Origin of the sequence: Sphingomonas sp. NPDC019816, from assembly GCF_050274375.1 — a bacterium.
GTDB lineage: Bacteria > Pseudomonadota > Alphaproteobacteria > Sphingomonadales > Sphingomonadaceae > Sphingomonas.
The window spans coordinates 1-15,549 of sequence record NZ_JBNNOB010000091.1; the positions used below are offsets into that span (position 1 = coordinate 1).

Below are 15,549 nucleotides of genomic sequence, written 5' to 3' on the forward strand. Positions count from 1 at the left end.
TCCAGCTTGAAGTCGACCAGGCGGATGCCGATCGCGGCGAACATGCCCGACAGGAAGTCGTTCACGCGGATCGCCAGGTCGGCGATGTCGTGCATCTCTTCCTGGCTGGCCCAGCCGAAACAGGCGATATGCTCGTCGGTGACCATCGGGTCGCCCAGCGCATCGTCCTTGTAATAATATTCGATGATCGTGCGGGGCAGCTTCACGCCCTCTTCGATGCCGAGACGCTTCGACAGCGAGCCCGCCGCGACGTTGCGCACCACGACCTCGATCGGCACGATCTCGACCTGGCGGATCAGCTGCTCGCGCATGTTCAGGCGGCGGATGAAGTGGGTCGGGACACCGATATGGTCGAGCATGGTGAAGACATGCTCGGAGATGCGGTTGTTCAGCACACCCTTGCCGTTGATCGTGCCCTTCTTCTGGGCATTGAACGCGGTGGCGTCGTCCTTGAAATACTGGATCAGCGTGCCGGGCTCGGGGCCCTCGTACAGGATCTTGGCCTTGCCTTCGTAGATTTGGCGGCGGCGAGCCATGCGGCGGTCCCCTGAAATGAGTACAGCCCCGGCGCCCCCATGCTGAGGCCCGAGGCGGGATGGGCGGGCCTATAATGGAAGGTAGGGGCGGGCGCAATGGAGCTGGGCGCCTGGCATCGGCTCGCGCGGTAGCCAAGGGGAAAAGATGAAGGCTCCGTCATCATCAGTACATCATGAAACATGTATAGATGAAGGATTAAAAATCGGTAAGGTCGAAAGTTATGGAAACCGTCCGTGCAAGTAGAGGGTTTTGTCTGTGCTTGCAAAGGAGGTAGTCATGAACAAGCTGATGATCGGTGTTGTTGGTGGGGCTCTGATGCTGACGGCGGGTGTCGCCGTCGCGCGGCCGATGCCTGTGGCGCATCATGCGCAGGTCTGGGAACAGGCGCGCATACCGCTCGCCAACGGCATGGAAGCGATCGCGGTGGTCAAGAACGGCAAGGCCGAACGCACGGTCGCGTGCCGCGATACCGCCGACGTCCTCGCCACTTTCCGTCCCGAAGCCGTGGCCTTCGCGCCCGCCCATAATGCCAAGGGCAAGGCAGTGACCGACGAGACGGTCGCCGGGGTCGAGACCTTCACCCCCGTCGCCTTCCAGAACTGCACGGTGGCCGCTGGCGATCATTTCCAGCAGGATGTGGCCCAGGTCCAGGCGAACCCGGCCTGATCCGGCCGGCTTCGTCGAACACGAAGCGGGCGCGATCCCCATCGCGCCCGCTTTGTCGAATCGCGTCGACGTGTTCCCTTTTTGATCCCGCCGATTGTCCTTGCGCGCAACGCTTGCTAGAAGCCTTGGCTCCATGGCGATCGATCTCCGCGACAATCCTCCCGTCGGCATCTTGGATGCCCCGTTCGACAGCGCGCTGTCGGAACGGTATCTGGTCTATGCACTGTCCACGATCACCGCGCGTTCGCTGCCCGATGTGCGCGATGGGCTGAAGCCCGTTCACCGGCGGCTGCTTTGGGCGATGCGGCTGCTGAAGCTCGATCCGGCGGCGGGGTATAAAAAGTGCGCGCGCGTCGTCGGCGACGTGATCGGTAAATATCATCCGCATGGCGACCAGTCGGTCTATGACGCGATGGTCCGCCTCGCTCAGGATTTCGCGCTGCGTTACCCGCTGGTCGACGGGCAGGGCAATTTCGGCAATATCGACGGCGATAACGCCGCTGCCTATCGTTACACCGAGGCACGGCTGACCCAGGTCGCGATCGATCTGATGGACGGGCTGGACGAGGACGCCGTCGCCTATCGCCCGACCTATAATGGCGAAGAGCAGGAGCCGGAGCTGTTCCCCGGCCTGTTCCCGAACCTGCTGGCCAATGGCGCAAGCGGCATCGCGGTCGGCATGGCGACCAGCATCCCGCCGCACAACGCCGCCGAACTGCTGGAGGCCGCGATCCTGCTGGTCGATCGGCCCGACGCCGATGACGATGCGATCCTGGCGCTGGTCAAGGGACCGGATTTTCCGACCGGCGGCCTGGTCGTGGATGCGCCCGCCATATTGCGTGAAAGCTATACGACCGGCCGGGGTGGCTTCCGCGTCCGCGCCCGCTGGGAGATCGAGCGTGAGAAGGGCGGCGGCTGGCAGATCGTCATCAGCGAGATTCCTTACGGTGTCGCCAAGGGCAAGCTGATCGAACAGATCGCCACGCTCATCAACGACAAGAAGCTGCCGATCCTGGCCGATGTGCGCGACGAGTCGGATGCGCAGGTCCGCATCGTCCTCGAACCGCGCGCGCGCACCGTCGATCCGCAGGTGCTGATGGATGGGCTGTTCCGCTTCTCCGACCTGGAGACGCGGGTCAGCCTGAACCTCAACGTGCTCGACAAGGACCGCACCCCACGCGTCATGTCCTTGCGCGAGGCGCTGGCCGCCTGGGTCGAGCATCAGTTCGTGGTGCTGCGGCGTCGCTCCGAGCATCGCCTGGGCAAGATCGCCGACCGGATCGAGCTGCTCGACGGCTATCTGGTCGCCTATCTCAACCTCGATCGGGTGATCGAGATCATCCGTACCGAGGATGAGCCCAAGGCGGTGATGATCGCGGAGTTCCGCCTGACCGACCGTCAGGCCGAGGCTATCCTCAACATGCGGCTGCGTAGCTTGCGGCGGCTGGAAGAGTTCGAGATTCGCGGCGAGCGCGACAAGCTCGACAAGGAACGCGAGCAGCTGACGCTGCTGCTTGGTTCCGAGGCGCGCCAGCGGACGCGGATGAAGAAGGATCTGGGCAAGATCCGTGATCGCTATGGTCCCGAAACCGCGCTGGGCGCACGCCGCACGCTGATCGAGGAAGCCGCGCCGACTCGCGACATACCCTTGGAAGCGATGATCGAGCGCGAGCCGATCACCGTCATCCTGTCGCAGCGCGGCTGGATCCGCGCGATGAAGGGGCATGTCGACCTCGCCTCGGCCGACACCGCCAAGTTCAAGGAAGGCGACGGCCCCGCCTTCGCCTTCCATGCGCAGACCACCGACAAGCTGTTGCTGGCGGCGGCGAACGGACGGTTCTTCACGCTGGCCGCCGACAAGCTGCCCGGCGGACGCGGCTTTGGCGAGCCGGTGCGCGCGATGATCGACCTGGACGGATCGATCGGCATCGTCGGCTTCCTGCCCGCCGCGCGCAGCCCCAAGCTGCTGGTCGCCGCCTCGGACGGGCGCGGCTTCATCGTGCCGACCGCCGACACCATCGCCGAGACCCGCAAGGGCAAGACGGTGCTGACCCCGCGTGCGGGCGCCAGCCTGAAGGTGGTGCGGCCGGTGGGCGCGGAGGACGATTATGTCGCGGCGATCGGCGACAATCGCAAATTGCTGGTCTTCCCAGTGACCGAGTTCGTCGAGCTGTCGCGCGGGACCGGTGTCCAGTTGCAGCGCTACCGCGACGGCGGGCTGTCGGATGCGACGACCTTCGTCTTCAAGGACGGGTTGAGCTGGCCGATGGGCGGTGAGACGGGGCGGGTGCGGACCGAGGCAGACCTGTCCGCCTGGCGTACCGCGCGCGGGGCGGCGGGGCGGATGCCACCGACCGGTTTCCCGCGCGACAACCGGTTCGGCTGACGGCCCGGCAATAGCCTGTCGGGGTCTTGTGGCGAAACGCGAGATCCAAACCGTTTTTGGATACGATCGGCGCGCGGATTTTAGGGGCTTTTAACCTTCTTGCCCTTACACCATGCGGCGATGGCTTCGATCGCTTGTCCCCCGCCGCGTGCCCGGACGCGTCACCGCGCGACACTGACGTCGTGCGCGGTGGGAATCATGGCCATCCCCGCCGCCGAGATCGCGCTGGTCGAGGGACGCCCGATCCTGGTGACCTGCAATACCGCCTTTCGCCGCGCCGGCCTGAACGAGGTGAGCGTACTGCCGATGCTGATCGCGGCGTTGAGCCTGCGCGTCGAGGAACTCGCCGGGGCGCAGCGCGAGTCGATCGAATTTCCGATCGCGTTCGGCGACGTGATCGACCGCCGCTATTTTCAGGCGACCTTGGCGCGGTCAGCGCAGGACGGTCCCCATAACTTCGTGCTGATGCTGGTCGATCATACCGCGCAGCATCATACCGAGCGTAGCCTGCGCCGCGAGATGACCACCGACAGCCTGACCGGCCTTCCCAACCGGCAGGGCTTTGGCGACCTGATCGAAACGGTGATGGCGGCCGGACAGGCGCATGCGGTGTTGGTGGTCGATCTCAACCGGTTCGGCCGCTTGAACGCGTGCATGGGCTCGCTGGTCGCCGACGAATTGCTCATCACCGTCGCGCGGCGGTTGAAGGGGGCGTTGCGTTCGCGCGACTCGATCGGCCGGATCGGCGGTAACGAGTTCGGCGTGCTGATGATGATCGACAGTGGCGGGGACGAGGCGCATGTCCTGGCCGAACGGATCGAACGGGCGCTGGCCGCGCCGTTCCGGCTGACCGATTTCGAGGTCAATGTCGAAGGATCGATCGGTATCGCCTTCGGGGCCGACCAGGACGGTGATGCCGAGGAGCTGATCCGCCACGCGCAATTCGCGGTGAAACAGACCAAGAGCGCGGGCCGGACCCAGGTCTATCATCCCCAGGCGTTCACGCGGGCGCGTGCGCAGTTCGCAATGGAAACCGCGCTTCGCCACGCCATCGAGCGCGAGGAACTGCATCTCGCCTATCAACCCATTTGCGACCTGACCACGGGCCAGGTCGTCTCGTTCGAGGCGCTCGCACGGTGGCGCGATGCCGAAGGGCGCGAGCATTTCCCGTCCGACTTCATCCCCGTCGCCGAGGAATCGGGCCTGATCGTGCCGCTGGGTCGGTGGGCCATCGATCAGGCGCTGGCGCAGTTGACCGAATGGGACCGCAGGACCGGGGGGCATTGCGGCATCCGCATGTCGGTCAACGTCTCGGCCATCCAGTTGCAGCGCGACGTGATCCCCGACGTGATCGGGCAGACGCTGAGTCGCACGGGCCTGTCCGGGGACCGCCTGATGCTGGAGCTGACCGAAAGCGCGATCGTCGGCGACCCGGACCGGGTGACCGGGATCATGGAGGCGCTCAAGACGCTGGGCACCACGATCGCGATGGACGATTTCGGCACCGGTTATTCCAGCATGGCCTATCTTCAGCGCCTGCCCATCGACGTGCTGAAGATCGATCGCAGCTTCGTGTCGGGGATGCTGGCCGACCGCGACAAGATCGCGATCGTGCGCGCCGTGCTCGGCCTCGCCCAGGCGCTGGGCATGAAGACCACCGCCGAGGGGATCGAGACGGTCGAGCTGGGCCAGACGCTGGCCGCGCTCGGTTGCACCTATGGGCAGGGCTATGTCTATGCCCGCCCGCTCGATCCCGATGCCGCCTGGGCGATGATCGCGGCTCAGGCCTGAGCCACCGCCGCGTCGGCCAGTTCGGCGACGCGCGATTCATCGGGAAAACCCTCCGCGATCCACCGGGTCTCGATCTGGCGCAGCAGCCGCGCCACCTCCGGCCCCTTGCCGATCCCGCGCGCGACCAGCGCCCCGCCGGTCAGCGGCAGGGTGGGGGGCGCCCAGTCGCGAATCGTCTCGACCGATTCGCCGGCCAGCAGGAGCCGGTCGACCGCGCCCGCGACCCCGACGCGATAGGCCAGCGCGCGCGGCCCTTCCTCACCCGGCCCGGCGCCCGCGGCGATCAGGCGCTTGCGATCGGCGTTGGACAGCTTCAAGCGCGCGCCCACCGCTTCGGCGGCTTGCGGCGGCAGCAGCGCGGCGAGGCGGCGGATGGCGTCGGGGGCAACACCCGCCGCCTGCTCGCGCTCCGCCAGCACCGCGAACCGTTCTGCACCCTCCGCATCGATTTCCGGGATCACCGCACGCAGGATGCCGCGTTCGACCATCAGCGCGAAGACGGGCACCGCGCGCGCCGCGACCAGCAGCTTGAGCAGTTCCGCCGCGATTCGTTCGCGCGACAGGGCCATCAGGTCGTTGGCGCGCGCGGTACAGGCGGCCAGCCCCGCCTCGTCGATCGTCTCGCCGAAGCGGGCGTGGAAGCGGAAGAAGCGCAGGATGCGCAGGTGATCCTCAGCGATCCGCTGCAACGGATCGCCGATGAAGCGGACGCGACCGGCCTTCAGGTCGTCCAGCCCACCGAAATAGTCGAACAGCGCCCCCGTCCGGGGATCGGCATAGAGCGCGTTCATCGTGAAGTCGCGCCGCGCCGCGTCCTCACGCCAGTCGTCGGTGAAGGCGACCACGGCATGGCGGCCATCGGTCGACACGTCACGGCGTAGCGTCGTCACCTCGACCGGGCCATCCGGCAGGACGGCGGTGATGGTGCCATGCGCGATGCCCGTCGGCACCGCTTTGAACCCGCTGTCGCGCACCCTCGCGATGACGGTCTCGGGCGACCGCGGCGTGGCCAGATCGATGTCGGCGACGGCGTGACCCAGCAGCGAATCGCGCACCGCGCCGCCGACGAAACGCGCCTCCAATGTGGCGGCCAGCGCGATCAGGTCGTCGCGATCGGCCCAGGGCATGGTGGCGGGATTCATGCCCATTGCAGCCGCCGCGACAGGTTGACGATCATCGCCGCGGTCGCGCCCCAGATGCGCCGGTCGTTCCATAATATCTCGTAGAAATGGCGGGTCCGTCCGCGCCACGGCGCGCTGACCCGGTGGTGATGGGCGGGATCGAGGAGATAGGCCAGCGGCACCTCGAACAGGCTCGCGACCTCCGCCTCGGACGGGATGAGGGCCAAGTCGGGCGGGATCACGCCCAGCACCGGCGTCACCTCGAACCCGGTGACGGTGCGATAGCGGTCGGCGAGGCCGACGATGGTGACCGCACGCGGGGGCAGGCCGATCTCCTCCTCCGCCTCGCGCAGCGCGGTCGCGACCAGATCGCTGTCGCCCGGATCGGCGCGCCCACCGGGAAAGGCGATCTGCCCGGCATGGTTGCGCAGCGTCTCGGTGCGCTGAGTCAGCACGACGCCCGGCTCGGCACGGTCCGTGACCGGCACCAGTACGGCCGCCGCCGTCGGCACGGCTGCCATCTCGTGGCTTTCGACGCCGTCACCGGTCAGCAATTCGCCGATCGGGATACGTGTCATCGCCTCCGCCAGCCTTTCGGCCAGCGTCATGCCGGCTCCGCAGCGGTCAGTGGAAAGAACGCGCCGTTGCTCCAGACGCCCGGTGTCGAATCGCCACTCGCCAGCGCACGTTCGGCCAGTTCGTAATAGACCGGCCGCGCAATCAGCGCCTCCAGCCCGTCGCGGACATGCAGATAGGGGCGGGGGCCGTCCTCACCCTCTTCGAAGTGCAGGCCATGGTCGGGGCCGGCCGCGACCAGATCGCCGGTGTTGAGCTGGAACACCAGGCGGCCGTCGCGCCCTTCGCCCTCGGCCTTCAGCACGGTGGCGACGAAGGGCGCATCCTCGACCGCGATGTCGAGCTTTTCGACCGGGGTGACCAGCACATGGCGGCCATCCGACTCGCGGCGCAGGATCGTCGAGAACAGGCGCACCATGGCGGGGCGGCCGATCGGGCTGCCCTGATGATACCAGGTGCCGTCGCGCGCGATCCGCATCTCGCTGTCGCCGCAATGGGTGGGATTCCAGTGCGATACGGGCGGCAGCTTCTGCTCCTCCATCGCACGCACGATCTCGGCGAGGCTCAGGGAGGACAGGTCGGGGGGCGGCGCCATGGGCATGATCAGTTCGAGGTAGGGATCGAAGCCTGCGCCGTAAAGCCCGCGTCGCCCGGCCCCAGCATCCCCGCCCGGTCGGGCACGTCCGGCCCGCGCGCCAGCAGGCGGTGCCGCTCGACCGGGCCGGGCAGCGCCCACCGCGCGGTCCGCTCCGCCGAGAAGCCGAAGAAGCGGCCATAATATTCGGGATCGCCGATCAGCATCATCGCGCGGTTCAGCCCCTCTCGCTCGGCGGTGGCCAGCATGTGCAGGAACAGCCGCCGGCCGATCCCGTCGCGCTGACGGTCGGGCGCGACCGCGACCGGCCCGATCATGATCAGCGGCCAGCGCGTTGCCGCCTCATCGGTCAGCGCGATCGGCCAGCACTGGATCGACCCGATCAGCGTACCGTCGCCCGCCAGCGCCGCGAAGCAGAGCGAAGCCACCGGTGCCACCGATCCCCGCACGCGGTAGGCGGTACGCGACTGGCGTCCCGGCGGAAAGGCGCGGTCGAGCAACGCCTCGACCAAAGCCGGGTCGACCGCGTCGAGCGGGATGAGATCGATCGTCTGGGACAAAAGGGCAGGGTCCGATCGCCGGGAGGGGACGCGCGCCCTTAACCCGTGGCGGGCGCGATGCAAGCCCATGCTTCCCTTGGCCGCATGCTCTGCTAGAGGCGCTGTCATGGAAGACCGTCTCCAGCTTGAAGTCCATGACCTCGAAGTCCAGGTGCTGACCGGCATTTACTCCGAGGAAACGCACCTGCCGCAGCCGCTGCGGATCTCGTTGACCGTCGATCTCGACTGTCCCGAGCATTACACGCCCGATACGCCGCTATCCGAGTCGAAGAATTATCTCGATCTGAAGCATGCGGCCACCGTCCTGCCGGAAGGCGTGCATTTCACGCTGATCGAAGGGGTTGCGGACCATATCTGCGACACGCTGTTCCTTCAGGATCAGCGGGTGCGCCGGGTGAAGGTGAAGATCGTGAAGCTGGCCATCGCCGAGGATGGCGAGGCGATCGGTATCACGCTGGTCCGCCACCGCCGCTGACCGCGATGACCGCGCGGCGTATCGATCTGGCCCCGGACGCCGATATCCGCCGCACGGTGGCGGCCCATCCCGGTGGCGATCTGGTGATCGTCATCCTGCCGGGCCGCGATTCGCTCGACCAGGCGATGGTGGAGGCGGCGATAGCCCCGCTCGCGGTCATGGCGGCACCCGGTGCCCGCATCAATGCCGTGGTGCCGACCCCGGATGCCGGGCCGGACACGGTCGCGGCGGCGGTCGCCTATCTCGCCGCCGCCCATGCCGTCACCGGTCAGTTGCTCTCGGTCGGTACCTGACGCGTCCGCCCGCACGGACCGAGCTTCTGGATCACATATCGATAATCCTCGCGCGCCGCTTGCGCATTGTCGGGCGACAGCGACGCGGTGCTGTGCTCGGGCAGCGCTTCCGGCAGAGCGCAGGCCAGGCGATACCAGAGCAGCGTGTCGCGCGCCGGCGGGGCGGCCGCCTCGTCGACGATCTCGCTCAATGCGACGGCCCAGCGGCGCTCTTCGCCTGGACGGCGCAGCACGGATAGCGAGACCGGGCGGTTGTTGGATGTCGTCAGGAAGATCTGCGTCTCGCCCTCGCCGGGAAGGACGCCGGGCACGTAAAAGGCATTGCCGACGCCGGTGATGACCGGCGGCGCATCGGGGGACAGCGCATCGCGCGCGATCGCGCGGCTGCGCTGTTCGGTGTCGGGGGCCCAGGGCAGCTGCGCGTCGGGCGCGACAAGCTGCACCTGATCCGGGGCGTTCGGGACGCGGCGGGCATAGATCAGCACCCGCGTCTTGCGCAGCTTGGGGGCACGTCCCCGTGCATCGGTCGCCGCGTCGAACAGATAGCCGATCCGCGCCGGCAGCCCACCCGCACCGCGCAGCAGCGTGCCGACATCGGCCTCGATATAGAGTCGCTGATGCCCCGGTGCGACGCCCGCCGCCTCGGCCCCCTTGATCGCGGTCGTCGAGCGGATGGTGACGTCCGCGATGACCGGTGCCGACAACACGAGATCGGCCAGATCGGCATAGCCCGGGCCAGACGGCGCGGCGATTCCCACCATCGGCTGGCGGGAGGGCATCGTCATCACCTGGGCGGTCGCGGGATTCGCGGACGAAAGCATCATCGGGGCGGGAATCATCAGCGTCATGGCACCGATGCGGACGGCCCGGGAAACGGCATGGGACAACGGATTCATCACTCCGCGCTACTCCTTCCTATGTTAACGGTACAGAAATAATTCCGTCATCGTGCTATTGTACGTTTATTACGTCCGACAAACCGATTGCACCGCGCCACCCGTGACGATAGGGTCCAAGGCTCTGCCGCATGCCGTAAGAGCATGGCAGGAGTTTCCCACGTCCCCACGCTACGGCGAGGCGAAACTGGCAGACTGAGGAGTTTCGTTGCTGAATGGCCTATACTGACCAGAAGATGTCCGGGGGCAAGGTGGTCGCGATCGTTATCGTCGTGCTCATCCACGCAGCCCTGGGCTACGCCTTCGTCACGGGACTGGCATACCAGTACGTGAAGAAGGCGACCGAAAAGCTTGACACGTTCAACGTGGAAGAGCCGCCGCCCCCACCCCCGCCGGACGAACCACCGCCCCCGCCGCCGGAGCAGCCCAACCTGCCTCCGCCGCCGACCACGGTGGTCACGCCGCCGCCGATCGTGACGCTGCCTGTTCCGGCGCCCGCGGTCACGACGACGAGCATCATCCCGCTGAGCCAGCCGACCGCGCCGCCGGCCCCGCCTGCGCCGCCGGCTCCGCCTGCGCCGCCGGCACCGCCGACGGTTTCGAAGGCCGCTGGTCTGCGCGGTAACCCGGGCCAGTATTTCGGTCCCGACGCTTATCCGCCCTCGGCCCAGCGCGAAGGCGCGGAAGGCCGCGTGTCGGCCAAGCTGTCGATCGGTACCGATGGCCGCGTGACCGATTGCTCGATCCTGTCGAGCAGCGGCAACCGGGCGCTGGACGATGCCACGTGCCGCATTTCGAAGGCGCGTGTCCGGTTCACCCCGGCGCAGGATGCCGCGGGCAATCCGATTGCGTCGTCGTACACGCTTAACATCCGTTGGCAGCTGCCACAGGAATAACGGCGAAAAGCCGGTTCAAAACTTAAACGCTTTAGTCAGAGGACCTAACCAACCATGCTCACCACCATCCTCGCCGCGGGCGGCGCCGCGGCCGGTGCCGAAAACCCCTACGGTCTCGGCCAGGCCCTGAAGGAAGGCGGCCTCATCTCGCAGTCGGTGTTCACCATCCTCTGCTTGATGTCGATCGTGTCGTTCTACATCCTGTTCTCGAAGCTGTTCGAGCAGCAGAAGATCATCAACCAGGCCAAGCGCGTGCGTCAGAGCTTCTGGTCGTCGAACTCGCTGCGCGAGGGTTCGGCCAAGCTCGAGAAGAACTCGGCCTACAAGCAGATCGTCGACGACGGTCTGGCCGCGCAGGACCAGCATTCGAAGCTGACCGATCCGGTCGAGGCGCATGACTGGCTGCACGGTTCGCTGGCGCGTTCGGAAGCCGCGATCAACTCGAAGCTGGGCGGCGGTCTCGCTTTCCTGGCGACCGTCGGTGCGACCGCGCCGTTCATCGGTCTGTTCGGTACGGTTATCGGCATCTACCGCGCGCTCATCAAGATCGGCTCGTCGGGCCAGGCGTCGATCGACGCGGTCGCCGGTCCGGTCGGTGAAGCGCTCATCATGACCGCGCTGGGTCTGGTCGTCGCGGTTCCGGCCGTGCTCGCCTTCAACTGGCTGCAGCGTCGTAACAAGAGCATCGCCGAAGACCTGTCGTCGTTCTCGAACGACGTTCTGGGCTTCCTGGCCTCGAACGGTGCGGTTCGTCCCGCCATCGCGTCGGGCGCCGCTGCCAAGCCGGCCACCGTCAAGGCGGCCCCGGCGACGACCACCGCCGGTCAGGCTGGTGGCGTTCAGACCCGCGCCTGAGCCTAAGGGGGCGGGGACCGGTCCTTCGGGACACGGCCCCGCCACCCCCCGCCGTGCCCTGTCGGGGACGGTGATAGAATGCATGGATAGGATAGCTCTCTCATGGCGATGAGCGTTGGCGGTGACTCCGCCGAGAAACCGATGTCGGAGATCAACACGACGCCCCTCGTGGACGTCATGCTGGTGCTCCTCATCATCTTCCTGATCGCGGTTCCGGTCGTGATTCAGACCGTTCCGCTGAAGCTGCCGAGCGTCCGCTTCGATCCGACCACGACGAAGCCGGAAAACGTATCGCTCTCGGTCACCAGCGAAAACGGACAGTGCAAGGTATATTGGGGTCTGACCCCGGTCACCTCGGACGAGCTGCGCACCCGCGCGGTCGACAAGCTGAAGGCCGAGGTCGAGCGGCTGGGTGCCAACATCACCCCCGAATCGCTGCCCGAGGCGCATATTCGCGGTGACGTGAATACGCCGTATCGGTGCATCGGTGGCACCATCTACACGATGCAGCAGGCCGGTTTCGCCCGTGTCGGCTTCATCTCCGAACCGCCCCCCGGCGGCAACCCCCGCGCCTGATCGGCCGGGCGGACACAATAGGAGTTAGCACGCCATGGCAATGAGCGCCGGATCCGATGATGGCGAGCCGATGATGGACATGAACACGACGCCGTTGATCGACGTCATGCTCGTGCTCCTCATCATGTTCATCATCACCATCCCGATCCAGACTCACGCGGTGAAGGTCGACCTGCCGGTCAACTCGAAGAACAACCAGCCGGTCGTGAACACCGACAAGAACAAGGTCGGTATCGACGCCGCCGGCACGGTGACCTGGAACGGGTCGCCGGTCGACGAGGTGACGCTGCGTCAGTATCTGGATCAGACCGCTGCCATGAACCCCGAGCCGGAACTGCACTTCCAGCCGGCCCCCGACGCCAAATACGCCAAGGTCGACGAGACCCTGGCGGTCATCAAGCGCTCGGCGGTCAGCAAGCTCGGCTTCATCGGCAACGAGCAGTATCGCAATGACTTCTGATCTCGCGATCGAAGCGTTGATGGAAAAGGGCGGTCCCACGGGGCCGCCCTTTTTGCGTGGGGCGGAACTGAGTGGAAGCCGATGCGATCCGGGCCGCCATCCGTTATGTGGCGCTATGCCGCGTACGGCGCGGCACACGCCCTCACTATGCGATGCCTCCCGCATGCGGGTTGTCCCGGCTCCCGGCCGCTCAAGACTTTACGGTCCGGTAGCAATCGAGGCATCGAGGCGGCGGTCCGCGTCATCACCTCATACTTGGCCCTGACGTGCGATTCCCTCGAACGTAACGGCCTTCCCGCCAAGCATGTCGGGCGGGGGGGAATACAGACCCGCCTGTGCCTCCAAATCGTCGTCGCTTATCGTCCTTGGCCCGACACGAATTCAGACATCTCCCCGAGGTCAGCAATGTTCGCACCGCGCCTGAAGACTCCACTTGGAAGGCGACAGGCTGACTTCCCGACGCACATTCGCGTGTCCGATAGGCGATGTTGAGAGACGCCCCCAGCGGCAGGCATGGCTGTCTCTATCGTCACGGGAAAGCGCTCCCGTGTCCGCCTCGCGGCCGTGAAACAACCGTCCATTCCCCCCACCCGGTCCGGCCATGGGGGCGTACGATAATGGCATGCCACTATGCATCTTTCGCCTCTTGCGCGTGTTTCACAAAAATGACAACGTAACGTCATAAAAGTGAAACATAGGAGAGAAGAGATGCGTGGAGTCGTTTCGATGTTGCTTGTGGCGGCGGCGGGCATGGCGGCCCCGGCCATGGCCCAGGACGGTTGGCCGCAGCGCACGGGGTATCAGGAGATTGCGTCGGGTAATCTGGCGGCTGCCGAGCGGACCTTGCTGGCCGAGCGTCGCACCAATCCCGAGAGCCCGGAACTGATGCTTAACCTCGCCGCCGTCTATGCCCAGACCGGCCGCGCGAGCGAAGCCCGTGCGCTGTACGGCGCGGTCCTGAACGAAAAGGCGATCGCCATGGACATGCCGTCCGGTGCGATCCTGTCATCGCACACCGTGGCGCAGACGGGCCTCCGTCAGCTGACGCAGGTCATGGCTTCGCGCTGACCAGTTTGGGACAGGTCCGGGCCGAGTCGCGGTTCGGACTTGTCCGAAGGTCGGGCTTTCAGAAGGCGTCGTGTTCATCGGAAGCCCGAAGATTGGTCGATGGCTGTAGTGTGATTATACGGCGCTCGAACGTGTCGAGGTTTGAAAGTCACCTGGCCGACGGCTTCAGGCGCCGAACCGAAAACGGAATTCGGTAACGCCAAGGTTTCCCCGCCCATCGATGTCAGGGACGACCCTCAGCCGTTTTGGAACAAGCGAGCGCAATGCGCCGCGATCCGTTAAACGTGGGCGGTGAGACCGACCAGCATCCCGCCGCCGAGGTGCTCGCGTCGAATAGTCCACACCAAGGTCTGTGCTCCTAGGGTCAGGACTCGTTGACTACAGTCAGAAGATGACGGTGGCAGCGAGGGCGATGGCGGAGAAGAAGGCGGTCGGGCAGCGGTCGTAGCGGGTTGCGACGCGGCGCCAGTCCTTGAGGCGGCCGAACATGATCTCGATGCGGCTACGTCGCCGGTAGCGGCGCTTGTCGTACCTGACCGGTTCGTTGCGGGACCGCCGCCCTGGGATGCAGGGTTGGATGCCCTTGGCCTGGAGCGCATCCCTGAACCAGTCGGCGTCGTAGCCGCGGTCACCTAGAAGCCACTGAGCCTTCGGCAGGTCGTCCAGCAACGCGGCCGCACCGGTGTAATCGCTGACCTGCCCGGCGGTCATAAAGAAGCTCAAGGGGCGTCCGTTCGCATCGGCTACGGCATGGAGCTTGGTGTTCATGCCGCCCTTGGTGCGGCCTATCAGGCGGCCAAGCCCCCCCTTTTTACCCGCAGGCTCGATGCCGTGCGGTGCGCCTTCAAATAGGTGGCTTCGATCATAACCGTCTTCGGCTCGGCGCCTGCCGCCGCCAGCCCTTCCATCATCCGCGTGAACGCGCCTGCCTCACCCCAGCGCTTCCACCGGTTGTAGAGCGTCTTTTGTGGCCCATAGGCGCTGGGCGCATCTCGTCAGCGCAGCCCATTGCGGTTGACGAAGACGATGCCGCTCAGAACCCGTCGGTCGTCCACCCGCGGCCGGCCGTGGCTCTTGGGAAAGAACGGCCGCAGCCGCTCAATCTGCTCATCCGTCAGCCAAAACAAGTCACTCATTCCGGTCTCCTCGCGGAGCCTGAATCAGATCGCGACGCTCACATCAATGGGTCCTGACCCTAGAACCCGGGACCGCGGCGTTCCTCGACGCCACGGCTGCTCGCTTACGGCAAATGGCTCGCGACCTAAGCCTAGGGCTGCATTTGAGTTTTTGTCGTGCGCCTCAAGGGAGCCGTAGGCCATCGGCGACCGCGCTTGCGGAATCACCAATTCGCGATCCCGCTATCGGCTAGCCCCGCAATGCTGCCCGATCGTGGCAGCTAGGGCGTATCCCGCCGCCTGAAGCGCCAGCGGTTCAAGCCCATGGTCTGCATTGCCAGCACAACACCACCGGACCTCCGCCGCCGGCCACCCTGCCAAAGCTTACAAGCGCGGGAGCGTCACTCCGCGCTGCCCCATATATTTGCCTGCACGGTCGGCATAGCTGGTCTCGCAGGGCTCGTTGCCCTTCAGGAACAGGAACTGGCATGCGCCTTCATTGGCGTAGATCTTAGCGGGCAGCGGCGTGGTGTTGGAGAATTCCAGCGTCACATGCCCTTCCCAACCTGGCTCCAGCGGCGTGACGTTCACGATGATACCGCAGCGGGCATAGGTGGATTTGCCCAAGCAGATGACCAGCACGTCGCGCGGCACCCGAAAATATTCGACCGTGCGGGCCAGCG

17 protein-coding genes and 1 pseudogene are annotated in these 15,549 nt (G+C 66.1%); 10 read left to right on the forward strand and 8 right to left on the reverse strand.

All coding sequences use genetic code 11. From position 1 onward, the window contains the following. The coding region (locus ACQKJZ_RS13130) for a phosphoribosylaminoimidazolesuccinocarboxamide synthase (RefSeq protein WP_427731467.1) at positions 1-536 on the reverse strand (536 nt) is incomplete at its 3' end. Positions 537-813: 277 nt separating this feature from the next. On the opposite strand from ACQKJZ_RS13130, the gene ACQKJZ_RS13135 reads away from it, so the two are divergent. The 3 genes from ACQKJZ_RS13135 (at position 814) to ACQKJZ_RS13145 (ending at position 5,380) form a co-directional block, all read left to right on the forward strand. Continuing rightward, positions 814-1,203: a hypothetical protein gene (locus ACQKJZ_RS13135; RefSeq protein WP_427731468.1), complete on the forward strand. Its 390-nt coding sequence runs from the start codon at positions 814-816 to the stop codon at positions 1,201-1,203. Positions 1,204-1,336: 133 nt separating this feature from the next. Next, complete coding sequence (parC, locus tag ACQKJZ_RS13140) at positions 1,337-3,589, forward strand: DNA topoisomerase IV subunit A (protein WP_427731469.1); 2,253 nt, start codon at positions 1,337-1,339, stop codon at positions 3,587-3,589. 198 nt (positions 3,590-3,787) lie between these two features. Continuing rightward, entirely contained in the window at positions 3,788-5,380 is a 1,593-nt protein-coding gene (locus ACQKJZ_RS13145) for a putative bifunctional diguanylate cyclase/phosphodiesterase (RefSeq protein WP_427731470.1), read from the forward strand. Here the strand turns inward: ACQKJZ_RS13145 and ACQKJZ_RS13150 are convergent. From ACQKJZ_RS13150 to ACQKJZ_RS13165, 4 genes are read right to left on the reverse strand one after another with little or no spacing between them, the layout of a single operon-like run. Then, complete coding sequence (locus tag ACQKJZ_RS13150; protein WP_427731471.1) at positions 5,371-6,522, reverse strand: CCA tRNA nucleotidyltransferase; 1,152 nt, start codon at positions 6,520-6,522, stop codon at positions 5,371-5,373. The two genes, ACQKJZ_RS13145 and ACQKJZ_RS13150, sit on opposite strands and share 10 nt — an antisense overlap. Beyond that, a complete protein-coding gene (locus ACQKJZ_RS13155) occupies positions 6,519-7,109 on the reverse strand; it encodes a CoA pyrophosphatase (protein WP_427731472.1) in 591 nt (196 codons plus the stop codon). The genes ACQKJZ_RS13150 and ACQKJZ_RS13155 overlap by 4 nt, the downstream gene beginning before the upstream one ends. Then, positions 7,106-7,678: a DUF1285 domain-containing protein gene (locus ACQKJZ_RS13160; RefSeq protein ID WP_427731473.1), complete on the reverse strand. Its 573-nt coding sequence runs from the start codon at positions 7,676-7,678 to the stop codon at positions 7,106-7,108. Before ACQKJZ_RS13160 ends, ACQKJZ_RS13155 begins: the two co-directional genes overlap by 4 nt. A gap of 2 nt (positions 7,679-7,680) precedes the next feature. Next, a complete protein-coding gene (locus ACQKJZ_RS13165) occupies positions 7,681-8,232 on the reverse strand; it encodes a GNAT family N-acetyltransferase (protein WP_427731474.1) in 552 nt (183 codons plus the stop codon). A gap of 106 nt (positions 8,233-8,338) precedes the next feature. Here ACQKJZ_RS13165 and ACQKJZ_RS13170 point away from each other — a divergent pair, with 106 nt between their 5' ends. Both ACQKJZ_RS13170 and ACQKJZ_RS13175 read left to right on the forward strand, forming a co-directional pair. After that, positions 8,339-8,707: a dihydroneopterin aldolase gene (locus ACQKJZ_RS13170; protein WP_427731475.1), complete on the forward strand. Its 369-nt coding sequence runs from the start codon at positions 8,339-8,341 to the stop codon at positions 8,705-8,707. A gap of 5 nt (positions 8,708-8,712) precedes the next feature. Continuing rightward, entirely contained in the window at positions 8,713-9,000 is a 288-nt protein-coding gene (locus ACQKJZ_RS13175) for a Rossmann fold domain-containing protein (RefSeq protein WP_427731476.1), read from the forward strand. On the opposite strand, the gene ACQKJZ_RS13180 is transcribed toward ACQKJZ_RS13175, so the two are convergent. Further along, a complete protein-coding gene (locus ACQKJZ_RS13180) occupies positions 8,976-9,896 on the reverse strand; it encodes a hypothetical protein (protein WP_427731477.1) in 921 nt (306 codons plus the stop codon). The two genes, ACQKJZ_RS13175 and ACQKJZ_RS13180, sit on opposite strands and share 25 nt — an antisense overlap. A gap of 215 nt (positions 9,897-10,111) precedes the next feature. Between ACQKJZ_RS13180 and ACQKJZ_RS13185 the strand changes: the two genes are divergently transcribed. From ACQKJZ_RS13185 to ACQKJZ_RS13205, 5 genes are all read left to right on the forward strand, one after another. Continuing rightward, complete coding sequence (locus ACQKJZ_RS13185) at positions 10,112-10,792, forward strand: energy transducer TonB (RefSeq protein ID WP_427731478.1); 681 nt, start codon at positions 10,112-10,114, stop codon at positions 10,790-10,792. A 54-nt stretch (positions 10,793-10,846) separates the two neighbouring features. After that, a complete protein-coding gene (locus ACQKJZ_RS13190; protein ID WP_312488764.1) occupies positions 10,847-11,647 on the forward strand; it encodes a MotA/TolQ/ExbB proton channel family protein in 801 nt (266 codons plus the stop codon). 102 nt (positions 11,648-11,749) lie between these two features. Continuing rightward, positions 11,750-12,223 carry an ExbD/TolR family protein gene (locus ACQKJZ_RS13195; protein WP_007405175.1) on the forward strand — a complete coding sequence of 158 codons (474 nt, stop codon included), beginning with the start codon at positions 11,750-11,752 and terminating at the stop codon, positions 12,221-12,223. A 34-nt stretch (positions 12,224-12,257) separates the two neighbouring features. Continuing rightward, positions 12,258-12,683 (forward strand): ExbD/TolR family protein, encoded by a 426-nt coding sequence (locus ACQKJZ_RS13200; RefSeq protein WP_312488767.1) that lies wholly within the window; start codon positions 12,258-12,260, stop codon positions 12,681-12,683. 708 nt (positions 12,684-13,391) lie between these two features. Continuing rightward, the gene (locus ACQKJZ_RS13205; protein WP_427731479.1) at positions 13,392-13,751 is read left to right on the forward strand and encodes a tetratricopeptide repeat protein; all 360 of its coding nucleotides are present in this window, start codon (positions 13,392-13,394) and stop codon (positions 13,749-13,751) included. A 384-nt stretch (positions 13,752-14,135) separates the two neighbouring features. Here the strand turns inward: ACQKJZ_RS13205 and ACQKJZ_RS13210 are convergent. Together ACQKJZ_RS13210 and dcd are read right to left on the reverse strand one after the other, a co-directional pair. After that, positions 14,136-14,887 (reverse strand): annotated as a pseudogene (locus ACQKJZ_RS13210) (IS5 family transposase). Between the two features lie 363 nt (positions 14,888-15,250). Then, positions 15,251-15,549 (reverse strand): dCTP deaminase (gene dcd, locus ACQKJZ_RS13215; protein ID WP_427731480.1); only part of this gene is annotated, 299 nt, incomplete at its 5' end.